The following is a 15,809-nucleotide window of genomic DNA, read 5'->3' on the forward strand; positions in this document are numbered from 1 at the left end:
GCAAACGGCTTCCCTTGCTCTGTACAGGGAAGCCGTTATCCCATGTCCGGCATGAGAGCCGGACACAAAACAATATTCAGGATTTTTTCTTTCCTTTCTGCTGCAGAAACTCCCGGATCTCCGAACTACGATAAAAGTTCTTTCCGTTTTCGTCGGTCTGGTAGTAACGGATAAGCCCCTTTTCACGGTAACGGGCAATAGTCCTCTGTGTCACGCCCAGAAGTTGTGCCAGATCACAGTTGTCAAGCAGGGTGTCACCATCCAGACAGTCTTTCAAACGGTTCATACGGTCAAGTTTCTTTTCTATACGGTCAAAACCTTCTACAATAGTCATTATCATTTTTTCGAGTACCTCATTATCTATATACATCATAGTGTATCCTCCTGTTTTTTTTAAAAGGTGATTAACTGGATACCCTTCCTGTGCGCACTACAAGAGTATATCAATGTATTATGAAAATAATATGCCAGAAAAACGGGAATGATAATCTCAGAGGAATAATCCACTGATTCACAAATCAATACAAACACTACTTCATTCACAGTTCTTATATCTGTAAAGTTTTACACTGTAAAGTTGAACAACAAAATGTTTACATACTTTACACCACTGCCGGTCATGAAACCTGATGTCATCTGCTGACACCTGCGGACAAAGAATCATCAGCAGGCAGCATACACGCGTATCTTTGTTCCAAACAAAAATGAAAAAAATGGAAGTTATCAGCATTGAAGCTAGGACATTCGAAGAAATGAAACAGGCATTGAGTTCAATTATCCGGAACATCCATGACCAAAAGGGAAAGAGGCCGGAAGACAGTCTGGAGGGATGGATAGACAATCAGGAAGCATGCATCATGATGGACATCTCTCCGAGAAAATTACTGTCTCTGCGCAGTACGGGAAAAATACCGTACAGCAAGATAGACAGAAAGATCTATTACCGGAAGAAAGACATAAACATGTATATGGAGAAACTATTGCAAAAAGGAAACTATTAATTGTAATGATATGGCACAAGACCTGCTGACAAAAGAAAGCCCGGAAATCATCCGCTTCTTTCAAGACATAGAATACCTCACAAGATTTCTGGACAGTGAACAGGATAGATACAGGCCCGTTCTAAATGGAGAAAGGTACATTACCGAAGCCGAACTGGCGGAACTGTTGAAAATAACAAGACGGACACTGATAGAACACAGGACAACCGGACTTTTCCCTTATTACCGGTTGGGCGGCAGAATTCTCTATAAAGAGAACGATATTATAAAACTATTGAATGAAAACAGGCTGGAAGCCTTCAATAGCTGACAAGGAGTAACGGAAAAATCATTAGGAACGGAGTAAAACAGATGTTTTCGGAAAATTTATTTCCATACTATTTGGAGGAATCGAACCTTTTCCATATCTTTGCACCGTCAAAAAAATGACAGCGATAAAGATTGAAATAATTGAAATTAGGAATATGGCTAATTCAATGGTTTTGATTTTAACGAGATAAAAGTTAGTGCTGTTAATCAGGACTTTAGATATAAAAAACTTAAAAGTTCGATTCCTGGTGGCACCACTAATGATTCGGTAATAAAAAATCCCTTGAACTTTTGAAGTTCAAGGGATTTTTTTATTCCTCGTATTGCAATTTGCAACCGCCTATACTTTAGAACTATGCAGTTTTTTATAAATCTCCACACGAGCATCTATTTCTGCTTGAGTCAAATGCGCAGGAAGTTCAATGGTAGTCCGCGGAGTTATTGCTACCAATACCATATCTCCCAAACCCTTTTTATACTCTTTAATAACATTTTCAGTAAACTGACTGGATGAAATAACATCACGCATTATATTACCTTTTTTCATATCTCTAATTATTTTGTTTTTTATTTTACACACAAGCAGAATATACACTTCCCTATACAGGTTTAGATTGAGCTAAATCTTCCGATGTAGATTTGTTTTCCAAAGAGATATTGATCGCATTCATGCCTTTCACTCCACGCTCAAGGTCAAATGTTACGATATTATTTTCTGCAATATTGCCAATGACATTGTTCACATGAAAAAAGTATTTCTCAACACCTGAAAGGTCTTTAATAAAGCCAAATCCTCTTGACTCATTAAAAAACTCAACCCGTCCTCTCAAAATCGTCGGCTCCTCTTCTTCCTTTTTAGGAGTTGCTATAATTATTTCATCCGGATTAATTTCTTCCTTCTTTATATCCTCTGTCGGAGGAGTCGAAGTTATCATTCCGTTCTCATCTACATAGGCAATCATATCCTCAAAGCTATTTGAGCTGCCCGATAATTTCTTGCTTTCTTTCTTTTTCAGTTTTTCTTCTCGTTTAGCGAGTCTTTTCTTTTCATTTTCACGTTTACCAACTGTCATGGATTTTGCCATAGAATTTATATTTAGTTTTATATTAATTTTAAAGAGATTGTTATTTGTTGATTTCAAATAGTATAACTGGCTTTATTCAGCTTCTTACCCGTCAGTTTCTGAATATCATTAACGAGTTTACGCTCTTCCTGCGAGCAGAATGTCAGTGCTGTCCCTGTATTCCCGGCTCTTCCGGTACGTCCGATACGATGCACATACGTTTCCGGCACATCAGGAAGATCATAGTTGATAACTAAAGGAAGTTCGTTAATATCGATACCTCTGGCTGCAATATCAGTAGCCACCATCACACGTGTTTTGCCCGACTTGAAATTGCCCAAAGCCAACTGCCGCGCTGCCTGACTTTTATTTCCATGAATCGCCTGGCTACCAATTCCCGCCTTGCCCAGTATCTTTACGATCTTATCAGCATTATGCTTCGTACGTGAAAATACCAACACCGACTGATCTTCTGATTTTTGCAAAATCGAAACCAGTAAAAGACTCTTTTCCTTTTTCTCTACGAAATAAACCATCTGTTCAATAGCATCCACAGTCGATGATTTCGGAGTTATGCTGATTCGTACAGGATTCTTCAACAAAGAATTCGTTAAAGAAATAATTGTATCAGGCATTGTAGCGGAGAAGAATAAAGTCTGTTTTTCTTTCGGAAGTTTTGGTAATATCCGCTTGATATCATGAATAAATCCCATATCAAGCATACGGTCTGCTTCATCAAGTACAAAATATTGTATCTTATCCAGATGGATATGTCCCTGATTCATCAAGTCAAGCAAACGTCCCGGTGTAGCAACCAGGATATCAATTCCTTTGTGTAACATGTCAACTTGAGGACGTTGATTTACTCCGCCAAAAATAACCCCATGCCGCACTTGGGTATATTTGGCATAATCATTAATGCATTCACTTATTTGCAAGGCAAGTTCACGGGTGGGCGTCAAAATCAACGCTTTAATCCCCCGGCACTTGGCTGCCTCTTTATTCATTTGCAAATGTTGTATAATGGGAATAGCAAACGAAGCAGTTTTACCTGTTCCCGTTTGCGCACAGCCTAATATATCTCTTTTTGCTAATGCAGCCGGAATTGCCTCTCCCTGAATGGGAGTGGGCACTGCATATCCTTTTTCTTCAATAGCTTTTAAAATCGGTTCGGTTATATTTAATTCTTTAAATGTCATAATTGTTATTTTTGCTGTATCAAAACAGCTATTAATTTATATTGTAAAGGGACTGACAAACTCCATCATGGGAATGAAAATCCCGTAGGTTAAGCCAGTTTATGGGTTGCCAAGAAAAACTCGCGCTCCAGTGTACTCATTACTTCTTTTACACTACTGATTTTTTCAGCGAGAAAAGCATTGCTACCGGCAAAAGCATAGCCTTTTTTCATATTTCCTTTGGCTGCATTATATAAAGCCTTAATAATGCAATAAGGGCTTTTTGTATAATCACATGTTTTGATACAATGGAATGAGCAACTCTTAGGCCTCTCCAGTCCACTATTCACATTGTGAATAAATTCCCCGTCAATAGCTCGTCCTGGCATTCCCACAGGACTTTCAATAATAAGAACATCTTCGGACTTGGAGTGAATATATACTTCCTTGAACGTCTCGGACGCGTCACATTCCTGGGTGGTAACAAATATACTTCCCATTTGTACCCCTGCAGCTCCCAGTTCCATAAAATGTGCAATATCTTCACCTGTCGAAATGCCGCCGGCGGCAATCACCGGAATCTGTTTCTGTTCTTTATAGCTGGATGCAATCATTACCACTTCCGGAATCAAAGCTTCCAAAGCATAATGCTGATCCTGTAATTGTTCTTTTTTGAATCCTAAATGTCCACCGGCTTTAGGCCCCTCCACCACGATTGCATCGGGCAGATAATTATAGTTCTTCTGCCATTTATCGCAGATGATTTTGGCTGCTCGTGAAGAAGATACAATAGGCACTAGCTTGGTTGTACTCTCCGGAGTCAGATATGAAGGCAGGTCGAGTGGAAGCCCGGCACCGGAAAATACCACATCAATCTTTTCCTCGATTGCGGTGCGCACCATATCCGCATAATTCGATAAAGCAACCATGACGTTTACGCCAATAATACCTTTTGTTTTCGCACGTGCTTTCCGGATTTCCTCTTTCAGCCCGTTAATACATTTTTCAGGATAAGTACCTTTCCCTTTGGGGTATAACAAACCTAAACCTGCGCATGATATAACGCCTACTCCTCCTTCGTTTGCTACTGCCGAAGCCAAACCCGAGAGCGAGATACCTACTCCCATTCCACCTTGTATTACAGGTGTTTTTATCTCAATATTTCCTATAAAGAATGATTTCATATGTTTTATTTTGCTTTAGAGCAATTGAACAAGATAAACAGTGTGAGCACACTTTATTCAAGCGCTCAAGATTGGCCCTGTCATTGACTATTTGCCTTGTTGGGTGTAATTTATTAAACCTTTACTCCTGACTTCTTCAAGAGTATTGTGTATTACAAAAAAGTCTAATAAATCTATTTTCAGAATGGAAAGTGCAGGAGTAGATATTCCTGATATTGCACAGAAAAAGAGCCAGAATTAGCAGAACTTAAATGTAATATGATTTTTTGTCTTCCCCTGTGTCAATCAGAAGATTCCTCCGTTGAATCATGAAACGGAAATAACTTATTAAATAAAAGCAGAAGATATTATCTTCTGCTTTTATTCGGATATTAATATCTTCTAGAGTTATTATAACCACCACGACCACCACCGTTAGACGGTCTTTCAGTACGAGGACGTGCCACGCTTACTGAAATAACTTTCTGGTCGTATTCAACTCCATTCAGTTCGTCAATTGCTTTTTGTCCTTCTGTATCATTCGGCATTTCTACGAAAGCAAATCCTCTGGATCTACCAGTTTCTCTGTCAAAAATTACTTTAGCTGAAGAAACTTCTCCAAACTCTGCAAATAAATTTGTTAAGTCAGCATCATTAGTGCCATAGCTTAAACCTGAAATGTAAATGTTCATTTAAAATTTTATTAAAATAAATACTAATTTGGAGTGAGGAGGATAATTAAAGACAAGGACTGCTTGCTAATAAAATATTATAAAGAAGAACTATACGATAATGATTCGTAACTCAAACTCTTGGTACAAAGGTAACACAATAAATCAGAATAATACATTTATACCCGTTCTTTTTCGGAAGAAAGACGATAATTATCATTTATTAGCACACAATTCATCCTAAATCGGCGAGATACACAATTTCGCCTCTCATTCTTGATATTCTCTTGTAATATATCTACTTTTGCCATTGCATAATTTATCAAGTCCCCCTTATGAATGTCAGAATAGAACCAAGTTGGAAACAACAATTACAAGAAGAATTTGACAAACCATACTTCGAAAAGTTGGTTACATTCATCAAAGATGAATATAAACGGGCACACGTCCTCCCTCTTGGACATCAGATTTTTCATATATTCAATTCCTGTCCCTTCGAAAAAGTAAAAGTAGTTATCCTTGGACAGGACCCTTATCCCAATCCCGGACAATATTATGGAGTCTGTTTTTCTGTACCTGATGGAGTAGCTATCCCTGGTTCACTAAGCAACATCTTCAAAGAAATACACCAAGATTTGGGAAAGCCAATTCCAACTTCCGGTAATTTGGATCGTTGGGTAGCTCAAGGTGTATTCCCGCTAAACTCAGTTCTTACTGTACGTGCACACGAAACCGGTTCTCACCGAAATATGGGCTGGGAAATCTTCACAGACGCAGTTATCAGGAAACTAAGTGAAAAACGGGAGAATTTGATATTTATGCTTTGGGGAAGTTATGCGAAAGAGAAACGATCTTTGATAGATACCAACAAACATCTGGTACTAACCACTGTTCATCCCTCTCCCCGCTCTGCCGAATATGGTTTCTTCGGTTGCAAGCACTTCAGCAAAGCCAATGCTTTCTTGCATAGTAAGGGAATAGAAGAAATTGATTGGTAAATAAACGATTTCTCAAAACAGATTATCAGTACCCAAAAACATTCGCTATGAATAAATCAAACAATATTACTCGGGAAGAAATGTGGGCAAAGCAATGCTTGTCCTCCACTGATATTGATTACGCTGTGTGGGAACGGGATAAATCCATACTTCACCAACTTTCAAAAATCTGTCACAACTGCACATTTGTTGTCGATGTTTACAAATGCAATTACACGTATGCTTCCTCGAATTTTGTTGATTTACTGGGGTTTGACAGTCACAAGATAGAAACTTTGGAAAAGCAGGGAGATTATTTAGAATCACGTATTCATCCGGACGACCGTGCGCAACTGGCAGCATTACAAGTCACGTTAAGCCAATTCATTTACAGTCTGCCCCTCGAACAGCGAAACGACTATTCCAACATTTACAGTTTCCGTATACTCAATGCCAAGCAGCAATATATACGTGTCACTAGCCGACATCAAGTTTTGGAACAAGACCGTAACGGCAAAGCATGGCTCGTAATAGGCAATATGGATATTTCACCCGACCAAAAACATTCCGAAACAGTAGACTGCACTGTCCTAAATCTGAAAAACGGGGAATTCTTCTCTCCTTCCTCTTTGATAATGCCTTCTTCGCTCAACCTCACTAATCGGGAAATAGAGATATTACGGCTTATTCAAAAAGGGTTGTTAAGTAAAGAGATTGCAGACAAGCTATGTATCAGTATTCACACTGTCAATATTCACCGGCAGAACCTCTTACGCAAATTAGGTGTGCAAAATTCCATCGAAGCCATTCGCTTGGGACAGGAAACCGGACTACTAAGTTAATTAACCCATACACCTTTTCCTGAAGCTACCAGTCTGTCTAGGGCATCCATTCCACCACACCCACCACCGGGTGCAATCTTCTCCATTCCTCAAATTCCGGATAACTACGTACCCCATCCTGAATCACAGCTTGATAATACTCCACTCCCATAATCTTTTCCGTATCAGGCGTTTCGTATTTTAATTTCAGGATAGCCAGTCTCATTTCATCTGTCAATACCGCAGAAATGCGTTCGGCCACCCTTTCAAAATAGCCATCATAACGAGAGCCTTCTTGGATATGAATCATATCCATTTGCCAGAGTTCTCCTTCCATATCCTGATACCATGCATGCCACTCTATACACGCTTCTGCTGTATGTAATAAATTCGTATATTCAATCTTCTTTACGGACGTATTTTCCGCCAATTCAGCCATCGCCCGAAAGCTGGCAGACAAATCCAAAGGAGAAGTATAAATATGAAAATCAATATCCCGATGTTTCATCAATAATCCTGTACGCAACGAACCTACCAGATTCACTTTGGCACCAATCCCCTCCCATATCCGAACAATACGGGTATCCTCTATAATCTCCCAAGCTTTCTGCTGGTTACGTTTTGCCAATTCAAGAATATTCATCTTTTTCCTTATTAAGTAAGTATGCAAAAATAGGAAAAAGGATACATATATAGCTATAAATAACTATTTAATCCCTTAATGGGTTGAGCTAACTTTGTCCGCAAATTCAATTCTTCACCATACAACTAAAAAGAGATTATGATATTCAATCAAACAGAGAAACAGGAAAAAGAGTATTTACAGCAAGTCATAACCACTATCCATGATACGATTAACACTACCAGTACTTCCGTCAAAGAGCATATAGACACCCTGCAGGAGTACAAGGATTATCTATGGTCGAACAAAGATATCGATCCGCACGAAATCCGTTCCATGCGCGAAAGCATCTTAAATCATTTTGCATTAGGTGAAAATGTAATTGACAAACGCAGGCGACTAAGCAAAATACTGGATATCCCCTATTTCGGACGAATCGACTTTCAGGAAAAGAAAGACAAAAGCCAAGTTAGTCCGATCTATATAGGAATACATACTTTCTATGACCTCAATCAAAAAAAGAATCTGATTTACGATTGGCGAGCTCCTATTTCAAGCATGTTCTACGATCATGAATTAGGCGAGGCGTTCTACTCCTCCCCGGCAGGCAAAATTAACGGGACGATCTCACTCAAACGCCAATATCGTATTCGCAAAGGAAAAATGGAGTACATGATTGAAAGTTCCGTAACTGTTCATGACGATATTCTGCAAAAAGAACTATGTTCCAATGCCGACAATAAAATGAAAAATATCGTCACGACAATTCAGAGGGAACAGAATCAGATCATCCGTAATGAAAACGCTTCTGTACTTATTATACAAGGTGTTGCCGGTTCAGGAAAAACCTCTATCGCCCTCCATCGTATTGCCTACCTGCTTTATGCACAGAAAGGACAGATTTCTTCCAAAGACATATTAATCATCTCCCCCAATAAAGTATTTGCCGATTACATTTCTAATGTACTTCCGGAACTTGGCGAAGAAACCGTTCCCGAAACCAGCATGGAGCAAATTCTGTCGGATGTAATTGACAACAAATATAAACACCAGAATTTCTTCGAACAGGTGACGGAACTATTAGAAAACCCGACACCCGACTTTATCGAACGGATTCAATACAAAGCCTCCTTCGAGTTTATATCACTACTTGACAAATTCATCCTTTATATGGAAAACAACTATTTCAAAGCAACAGATGTAAAACTCACCAAATACATCACTATTCCTGCTGAATTTATTAACGAACAGTTCAAACGATTCCACCGCTATCCCATACGTCAACGATTTGAGACTATGACAGATTACATTCTGGAAATGATGCAACTACAATATAATCTCACAGTTAGCACTCCGGAAAAAAACCAACTAAAGAAAGAGATAAAAAAGATGTTCGCGGGAAATAACGATCTCCAAATCTATAAAGACTTTTTTGAGTGGATCGGAAAACCGGAGATGTTCAAGACACGCAAAAACCGCATACTAGAGTATGCGGACTTAGCCCCTTTGGCTTATCTGCATATCGCATTAAATGGGAATAACGCCCAATCTTACGTCAAACACCTTCTGATAGACGAAATGCAAGACTATTCTCCCATACAATACAAAGTGATTCAAAAACTTTATCCGTGTCGAAAAACAATTCTTGGAGACACTTCCCAATCCGTCAATCCTTATGGTTCTTCCACTGCCGATATGATTCAGAAAGCATTTGCAACAGGAGAAATAATGAAACTTTGCAAAAGCTATCGTTCTACTTTTGAGATTACCAGTTTTGCACAAAAAATTCAATCGAACAATGAATTAGAACCGATTATGAGACATGGGGAACACCCCAAGATTCTTCCATTCCAAAATACAGAAGAAGAGATCCAAGGTATTGCGGATTTAGTAAACTCCTTCAGGAACTCCCATTATACCTCATTAGGGATTATCTGCAAAACAGAATCCCAAGCAAAAGAACTTGTTCAAAAGCTCCAGATATATGCAAACGACATCTCACTTTTGTCAAATCAAAGTTCTGCTTATGTGAAAGGGATTATCATCACTTCCGCCCATATGGCGAAAGGACTGGAATTTGACGAAGTAATCATTCCGCAAACAGATGATAAGAACTATCATTCCAATATTGATAAAAGTATGCTTTATGTGGCAGCCACAAGGGCTATGCACAAGCTAACTTTGACTTATTCTGTTTCTTCACCCAGTTGTCGATTCCTGTAATAGAATATAACATCGAAAATTAAAAGAACTACCCGCAAAACAAGAGCCGCTTGAACAATCTCAAACGGCTCCGTAACTCCTTTAACAACATGGTTATCGAGCTAATACAACCACCGGTCTATATTCCTTTTTTCTGCACTGAACTCCACTCCAACTTTAACCAACTCACGCCCGTCTACCTGATAAGGTATCAGATAGCCTTTTTCATCAATCTGCTGCAAAGCCTGTTCGGCAGTACCATTCAGTTTAAATTCAAATACATAAATATACTTCGGAGTTTTCACCACTGCATCCGCCCGTCCGCGGGCACTACAAACCTCTGCTCCGGTAAATTGTCCCATCAATTTGAATACTAAGTAAAATACAACTTGATAATGACGTTCGGTCTTTTCGTTCAGTTCATAAGGGAAATCTGCGAAGAAAGCTTGTAAGCGGGTAAGAAAAGCGTCAACATCACCACTCTCCAATTCACGTACAAATTTACCTAGATAAAAGCCCCGTTCATCATCTACCACTGATGTGTAATAAGGAACCAAAAAATCCATAAATCCATATCGTACTTCATCATTGGGAAATTTCAGCAGGTAGTTTCCAAAACGCTTGTCATACCCCTTTATAGTCAAATAGCCACTCTGATAAATCAACGGAATCGGATTATTAGCATCTACCCTGTATTCCATAAACGAAGAAGCATTGGCTTCTACCCCATCAATCAACGTACGCAAATCATACTCACTCTTTTTAAGCAGTTCGACTAAAAAAGTAGGAGTACCGGTTTGGAACCAATAATTACTAAACTTATACCCGTCAAAAACATTAAGCACACTGAATGGATTGAATACTCCTTCCGCAAACTCACAAAAATGATAACCGTCATATAAAGCCGTCATCTTGTTCAATGTTTCTTCATAAGTCAGTTCATTCGTTTCTGCCAATCGATTCAGTTCAGGAATAAAAGTATCCTCCAATTCTTGTCGCGTAATACCACAAATCGTGGCATACTGCGGCTTCATACTGATATCATTCAGTTGATTCAAATCACTGAACACACTGACTTGCGCAAACTTAGTCACACCGGTAAGGAAAACAAAACGAAGATAACGGTCAGAACTTTTCAGTACACCATAGAAGGCCTTCAATGTCTTACGATAGTCATCAAGCAAAGCGTCATCACCCAATGCCTGCAACAAAGGTTTATCATATTCATCCACCAAGACTACGACTCCACGACCAGACTGTTCACAGGCTCGGCGAATTACACCCGCAAAACGTCCGGAGAGAGTTTCCTCATCCTCCCCTTTGCCATATTTCAGTTCCCATTGCGTCAACTGCCTGCTAAGAATTTCGACTAAAGCCTGGGGAGAATCATATTTTTCCGCGTTTAAATCCAAATGAAATACCGGATATGTCTTCCATTCCTTTTCCATATCGGCTATGGCCAACCCTTCAAATAAGTTCTTCTTACCTTCAAAATAAGCTTCGAAAGTAGAAAGAAGAAGACTCTTGCCAAAACGACGAGGACGACTTAAAAAATAAGGAGTCTCCGTTGAAGCAATTCTCCATACAAGAGCAGTCTTATCCACATAAAGATAATCTCCTTCACGAAGTTTCTCAAAAGTCTGTATTCCAATAGGAAGTTTACGTAATATCCCGTCCATGATTTTTCCTCTATTTTGATTATTCAAAGATACGCATTTCCATGGGAATATACATACAAACTCCACAAAAAAGTACACAGTTTCACAGACAGCACTATCATGACTCCATTTTTCATCAAAACTAACTTTGTACCAGACAAACAACATCTCACTTCCTCTTCACTTTGCAAATCCAACACACAATAACCAGAACCAGCAAAATAATTCCATACCAATACCAACCTCCGGTTGTCCTATTAGTAGTTTTCTCGACTCCCGTTTTATGAATCTCTGTCTTAGCGCTCATATCCGACAAACTCACAGACTGTGAATTCACTTCTTGAAGAAGTTGTTTCTCATAAACGTTTTTCCTATCCACCACAGTCTTTACCGCCATCCCAACCTTCAATCCAAGCGTATCCACAGGAAACACAAACAACACCCGCTCGATATGCTCCCCCACCACCTCCGAATCCTTTTCTGAAGCAACCTTATTTTTAACAAGACTTTTCCCGGAACTACTATTTAAACTTGAATCAACCCTAACTTCACTCTCCCTGTTTATCACCTCTTTCTTACTCCTACATCCCGACAGCAATACAGGCACAACCAAAGCCACCACCAATACAAACAGTAACTCCCTCCCACTCCTCAAAAACTCCTTCACATCAAAACAGGGACAAGCCTTCACATATTCATAAGGTTCAATCACTCCGTCACCATTCAAATCCGGTGAAGTATCCCGATGTCCCAACACTTGGAGAATATTATATTCCCGCTGCAAATCCATAATAATCTGATAAAGCACCCGTTTTTGAGCATTCGTCCGGGTATCTGCCGGACGCCCGTTCTCATCCAATCCACCGATATAACATATCCCGATACTTCGTTCATTCCAACCTTTACAATGAGCACCGGCCAAAGCGACATCCCGCCCCTTTTCCAATTTCCCATCCAAACAGATTACATAGTGATACCCGATACCGTTGAACCCACGTTCCCGGTGCCAACGGTCAATATCTGTGGCAGTAAAATCCTGTCCGGCTTTCGTAGCCGAACAATGTACTATGATAGAATCTATATTTCTCATGATAATTCATTATTAGTTCAAACGCACCAGTTAATAATCCGAAGGTGGCATACGCTTCACACACCCTCTAATCTCACACTTCTTCACTTCCGACTCCTTCTGTATCAACTCCACTTCATGACATTTATGTATCCAGTCAATCTTCTCTTCCTGCTCCTTGCGAAGTTCAATATAAAGCCCGTCTATCTTCTCGTCACGTTGAGTCAGCCGTTCTTCCAGCCAGTCCACCTTTTTACGGCGATTTTCTTCTTCCATACTGTTCACGGATGCTTCCTCTTTCCGTGCATCCGTCTTGCGACAAGTGATATACCTCACTAACCATTTCACAGCTTCCAAACCACCCATAGCGGTAATAAAAGCAAGGATTGTAGTTATTTGCATATTTATATTTTTACGTAGTTATAAAGAAAGAATGAGGCCAAAGCCCCATTCCATACAAACCAAACAGTTCTCAACGATCTATGAATCAAGCTGCCGGATCCGGTGCTTCACCATTACCACCCGAACCACCATCCGGATCCGGAGTTTCACCTCCATCATCCGAACCGTCACCAACACTACCCAAATCATTAATATGATCCAAATCCTTGAACTTCAATCCGTCCGAACGGGTAGTCGTCCCGGTAAACAGACGAATATCCGAGTTAGCACGAAAACAGATACGAAGCCCTGAAATATTAGCGATCGTAAAATCTTCCGCCTTCTCCGTCCCTTTGCTTTGGGCAGAAAGGTAAAAATATCCCAGACCGGCGATATTTACCGAACGACCACCCAGCAATGTCTTTCTCAATAACGTACGGAAATCCTTCAATACACTAATCGTTTCACCCTCGCTGACACCGGAAGCAGACGCAATCTCCTTTGCAAACTCATCCAACGTTGCACTCGTATCATACTGATAAGAAATCACCGGATACACTTTCTTTCCTGCTTCTTTATTTGTAGGGTCACACAGGCGAGACACCCTTCTAAATCTAATAGCCATACTACTTTCTTTTTTTAATAAATACTGTTTTAATTATCACTTCGCTAACGTTAACGATGCAAAGATGCAGCATCTTCCACGGAGATGAAACGACACCAAATAGCCTCATCAGAAAAGTACCAAAAAGCATTTCAGACATATACAACCGACATAGAGGAACCAAATAAACGACAAGATAACGACAAAAAGCAAGGAAAAAGCGACAAAACCGATAGCCTGGGGAGAATAATAAACAAACAAATATATTCAAACTAATAAATACCATACTAAAAAGCATGGAAAGTTTTAGGCGCTCAAGGCTGTCAATAGCCAGATACCGCATATTGAAAGAGAGCAAACTGCAATTATGCCAGTATATCGAAAGCAATGAAAACCAAGAATTACTGAAATTGTTACGAGATGATTCGGGCAAGATTGTCTGATATATGTTAATATTTCATGGCAAATAAGCATTTCCCAGTACAAACGCACTACAATCACAAATAAATGTAGTAGATTTGTCCTAAAATAAAGAGTACAGGCATGAAAAGCAAGAGATATAATAACAGTTTTACCTCCTCTAGTATGGTAAAGGAAGAAGGTCGGACAGCCTATTACAAGCTGCTGGACAGTGTGCGTGACGGAGACGCGGTACGCATCAAACGGGGCGTATATGCCACAGCCGAGCAGTTGGCGGACACGATGATAGATGTGGAAGCCATCGTTCCAGGCGGAGTGCTATGCCTTTTCTCCGCATGGAATGTGCATGGGCTCACCACCTCATTGCCTCAGGCATACCATGTGGCGGTAAAAAGAGGTCGCAAAATCACGCTTCCAACATTTCCCAAGATAGAGCTCCATCATATCACAGACACGATGTTTGACATAGGTGTCGAGGAACTGGTTGTAAGCGGTTACCACATACATATATATAATAAAGAGCGATGCGTGTGCGATGCGGTGAAGTACCGCAACAAGATAGGCATGGATGTTTGTTCCGAAGTGGTGAATAACTACATTTCCCAGCCAGACAGAAATCTATCCCTGCTGATGGATTATGCCGACAAACTAAGAGTAAGACGAATCCTTGAACAGTATATTGCAATAAAACTATGAGTGAAATCAAAAATCCTGGAAAGTCCATCCGGGCAAAGCTGCTCAATGTAGCCAAGCAGAAGGATGTGTTCTACCAGACCATTCTGACCAGATATTTTCAGGAACGCCTATTGTACCGTATCTCACAGACTCATTACCGTGAGAACTTCTACCTGAAAGGTGGAGCACTGATGTATGCATACGAACGCTTTGCTGCACGTCCGACATTGGATATTGATTTTCTTGGCACGCATATCAGCAATGATGGCGAACGCATCGCCGAGGCGTTCCGTGAAATATGCGCCGTAGAGTGTGAGGAAGACGGAGTAAGGTTTGCTGCCGACAAGATTACAGCACAGAACATCACCGAGTTCAAAGACTACCACGGTATCCGTCTAAGTATTCCGGCGACAATGGACACCATTGCCCAAGTGATGACAATGGACATTGGTTTTGGAGATGTGGTAACACCACATCCTGTATCATTAGATTACCCATTGTTATTAGAGGAACTGCCAGAAGCAAACATTCTTGCCTATTCCACTGAAACCGTGATTGCGGAGAAGATGCACGCCATCATAGACTTAGCTGACCAAAGCAGCCGGATGAAAGACTATTATGACATCTACCACCTGCTCACATCATTCAAATATGACAATACCATATTGCAGGAGGCTATCAACCGCACTTTCGAGAATCGTCATACTCTTTATAATGCAGATACGATGTTCTTCAGGAAAGACTTTCCCAACCATCCGCAGATGCAGTTACGATGGTCAGCATTTCTAAAAAAGGCAACTATCAAAAATAGCCTTTCATTCTCCGAGGTGGCACATTGGCTGCAAGAGGCTTTAATGCCATATTGGGAAGCCTATGGACGTATGTAATACTTCCGACCATTAATACATCATACAAAAAGAGTGCACCTTCTCCCCCACCGGGAAAAAGGTGCACCACACAAACAAAACAAACAATAGTCTACCTTCACAGGCAG

Annotated in this window: 18 protein-coding genes; 7 read left to right on the forward strand and 11 right to left on the reverse strand. The window is 40.2% G+C overall.

From position 1 onward, the window contains the following. Positions 1 to 76: 76 nt before the first annotated feature. The gene (locus tag Bovatus_RS12575) at positions 77 to 373 is read right to left on the reverse strand and encodes a helix-turn-helix domain-containing protein (RefSeq protein ID WP_004296132.1); all 297 of its coding nucleotides are present in this window, start codon (positions 371 to 373) and stop codon (positions 77 to 79) included. A 340-nt stretch (positions 374 to 713) separates the two neighbouring features. On the opposite strand from Bovatus_RS12575, the gene Bovatus_RS12580 reads away from it, so the two are divergent. Together Bovatus_RS12580 and Bovatus_RS12585 are read left to right on the forward strand one after the other, a co-directional pair. Then, positions 714 to 1,001 carry a helix-turn-helix domain-containing protein gene (locus tag Bovatus_RS12580; protein WP_052587831.1) on the forward strand — a complete coding sequence of 96 codons (288 nt, stop codon included), beginning with the start codon at positions 714 to 716 and terminating at the stop codon, positions 999 to 1,001. A 10-nt stretch (positions 1,002 to 1,011) separates the two neighbouring features. Then, positions 1,012 to 1,311, forward strand: a complete 300-nt coding sequence (locus Bovatus_RS12585; RefSeq protein ID WP_004296135.1) for a helix-turn-helix domain-containing protein — start codon at positions 1,012 to 1,014, stop codon at positions 1,309 to 1,311. Positions 1,312 to 1,650: 339 nt separating this feature from the next. Here Bovatus_RS12585 and Bovatus_RS12590 read toward each other — a convergent pair whose 3' ends face one another. The 5 genes from Bovatus_RS12590 to Bovatus_RS12610 all read right to left on the reverse strand — a co-directional run bounded on the left by Bovatus_RS12590 (position 1,651) and on the right by Bovatus_RS12610 (position 5,407). Continuing rightward, positions 1,651 to 1,857, reverse strand: a complete 207-nt coding sequence (locus tag Bovatus_RS12590; protein ID WP_004307025.1) for a hypothetical protein — start codon at positions 1,855 to 1,857, stop codon at positions 1,651 to 1,653. Positions 1,858 to 1,909: 52 nt separating this feature from the next. Continuing rightward, complete coding sequence (locus Bovatus_RS12595) at positions 1,910 to 2,395, reverse strand: cold shock domain-containing protein (RefSeq protein WP_004307024.1); 486 nt, start codon at positions 2,393 to 2,395, stop codon at positions 1,910 to 1,912. A gap of 53 nt (positions 2,396 to 2,448) precedes the next feature. Beyond that, positions 2,449 to 3,573 carry a DEAD/DEAH box helicase gene (locus tag Bovatus_RS12600; RefSeq protein ID WP_004296138.1) on the reverse strand — a complete coding sequence of 375 codons (1,125 nt, stop codon included), beginning with the start codon at positions 3,571 to 3,573 and terminating at the stop codon, positions 2,449 to 2,451. 89 nt (positions 3,574 to 3,662) lie between these two features. Further along, a complete protein-coding gene (locus Bovatus_RS12605; protein WP_004296139.1) occupies positions 3,663 to 4,736 on the reverse strand; it encodes an NAD(P)H-dependent flavin oxidoreductase in 1,074 nt (357 codons plus the stop codon). Between the two features lie 371 nt (positions 4,737 to 5,107). Beyond that, complete coding sequence (locus Bovatus_RS12610; protein ID WP_004296140.1) at positions 5,108 to 5,407, reverse strand: RNA recognition motif domain-containing protein; 300 nt, start codon at positions 5,405 to 5,407, stop codon at positions 5,108 to 5,110. A gap of 314 nt (positions 5,408 to 5,721) precedes the next feature. Between Bovatus_RS12610 and ung the strand changes: the two genes are divergently transcribed. Further along, positions 5,722 to 6,384: a uracil-DNA glycosylase gene (ung, locus tag Bovatus_RS12615; RefSeq protein ID WP_004296142.1), complete on the forward strand. Its 663-nt coding sequence runs from the start codon at positions 5,722 to 5,724 to the stop codon at positions 6,382 to 6,384. Positions 6,385 to 6,431: 47 nt separating this feature from the next. After that, the gene (locus Bovatus_RS12620; protein WP_052587843.1) at positions 6,432 to 7,205 is read left to right on the forward strand and encodes a LuxR C-terminal-related transcriptional regulator; all 774 of its coding nucleotides are present in this window, start codon (positions 6,432 to 6,434) and stop codon (positions 7,203 to 7,205) included. A gap of 37 nt (positions 7,206 to 7,242) precedes the next feature. Here the strand turns inward: Bovatus_RS12620 and Bovatus_RS12625 are convergent, their stop codons facing one another. Beyond that, on the reverse strand, positions 7,243 to 7,827 hold the full coding sequence (locus Bovatus_RS12625) for a hypothetical protein (RefSeq protein WP_004296144.1): 585 nt from the start codon (positions 7,825 to 7,827) through the stop codon (positions 7,243 to 7,245). A gap of 138 nt (positions 7,828 to 7,965) precedes the next feature. Here Bovatus_RS12625 and Bovatus_RS12630 point away from each other — a divergent pair, with 138 nt between their 5' ends. After that, entirely contained in the window at positions 7,966 to 10,029 is a 2,064-nt protein-coding gene (locus Bovatus_RS12630) for a HelD family protein (RefSeq protein ID WP_004296145.1), read from the forward strand. A gap of 101 nt (positions 10,030 to 10,130) precedes the next feature. Here the strand turns inward: Bovatus_RS12630 and Bovatus_RS12635 are convergent, their stop codons facing one another. The 4 genes from Bovatus_RS12635 to Bovatus_RS12650 form a co-directional block, all read right to left on the reverse strand. Continuing rightward, positions 10,131 to 11,687, reverse strand: a complete 1,557-nt coding sequence (locus tag Bovatus_RS12635) for an ATP-binding protein (protein ID WP_052587844.1) — start codon at positions 11,685 to 11,687, stop codon at positions 10,131 to 10,133. Positions 11,688 to 11,835: 148 nt separating this feature from the next. Continuing rightward, a complete protein-coding gene (locus tag Bovatus_RS12640) occupies positions 11,836 to 12,756 on the reverse strand; it encodes an N-acetylmuramoyl-L-alanine amidase (protein ID WP_004296147.1) in 921 nt (306 codons plus the stop codon). 30 nt (positions 12,757 to 12,786) lie between these two features. Next, positions 12,787 to 13,137, reverse strand: a complete 351-nt coding sequence (locus tag Bovatus_RS12645; protein ID WP_004296148.1) for a hypothetical protein — start codon at positions 13,135 to 13,137, stop codon at positions 12,787 to 12,789. A gap of 85 nt (positions 13,138 to 13,222) precedes the next feature. Next, complete coding sequence (locus Bovatus_RS12650; RefSeq protein WP_004296149.1) at positions 13,223 to 13,741, reverse strand: HU family DNA-binding protein; 519 nt, start codon at positions 13,739 to 13,741, stop codon at positions 13,223 to 13,225. A gap of 522 nt (positions 13,742 to 14,263) precedes the next feature. Here Bovatus_RS12650 and Bovatus_RS12655 point away from each other — a divergent pair. Then, positions 14,264 to 14,836, forward strand: coding sequence for a type IV toxin-antitoxin system AbiEi family antitoxin domain-containing protein (locus Bovatus_RS12655; RefSeq protein WP_004327180.1), 573 nt, complete (start codon positions 14,264 to 14,266; stop codon positions 14,834 to 14,836). Then, a complete protein-coding gene (locus tag Bovatus_RS12660) occupies positions 14,833 to 15,702 on the forward strand; it encodes a nucleotidyl transferase AbiEii/AbiGii toxin family protein (protein WP_004296154.1) in 870 nt (289 codons plus the stop codon). Before Bovatus_RS12655 ends, Bovatus_RS12660 begins: the two co-directional genes overlap by 4 nt. The last annotated feature ends 107 nt before the right edge of the window (positions 15,703 to 15,809 follow it).

Origin of the sequence: Bacteroides ovatus (assembly GCF_001314995.1) — a bacterium.
Classification (GTDB): domain Bacteria; phylum Bacteroidota; class Bacteroidia; order Bacteroidales; family Bacteroidaceae; genus Bacteroides; species Bacteroides ovatus.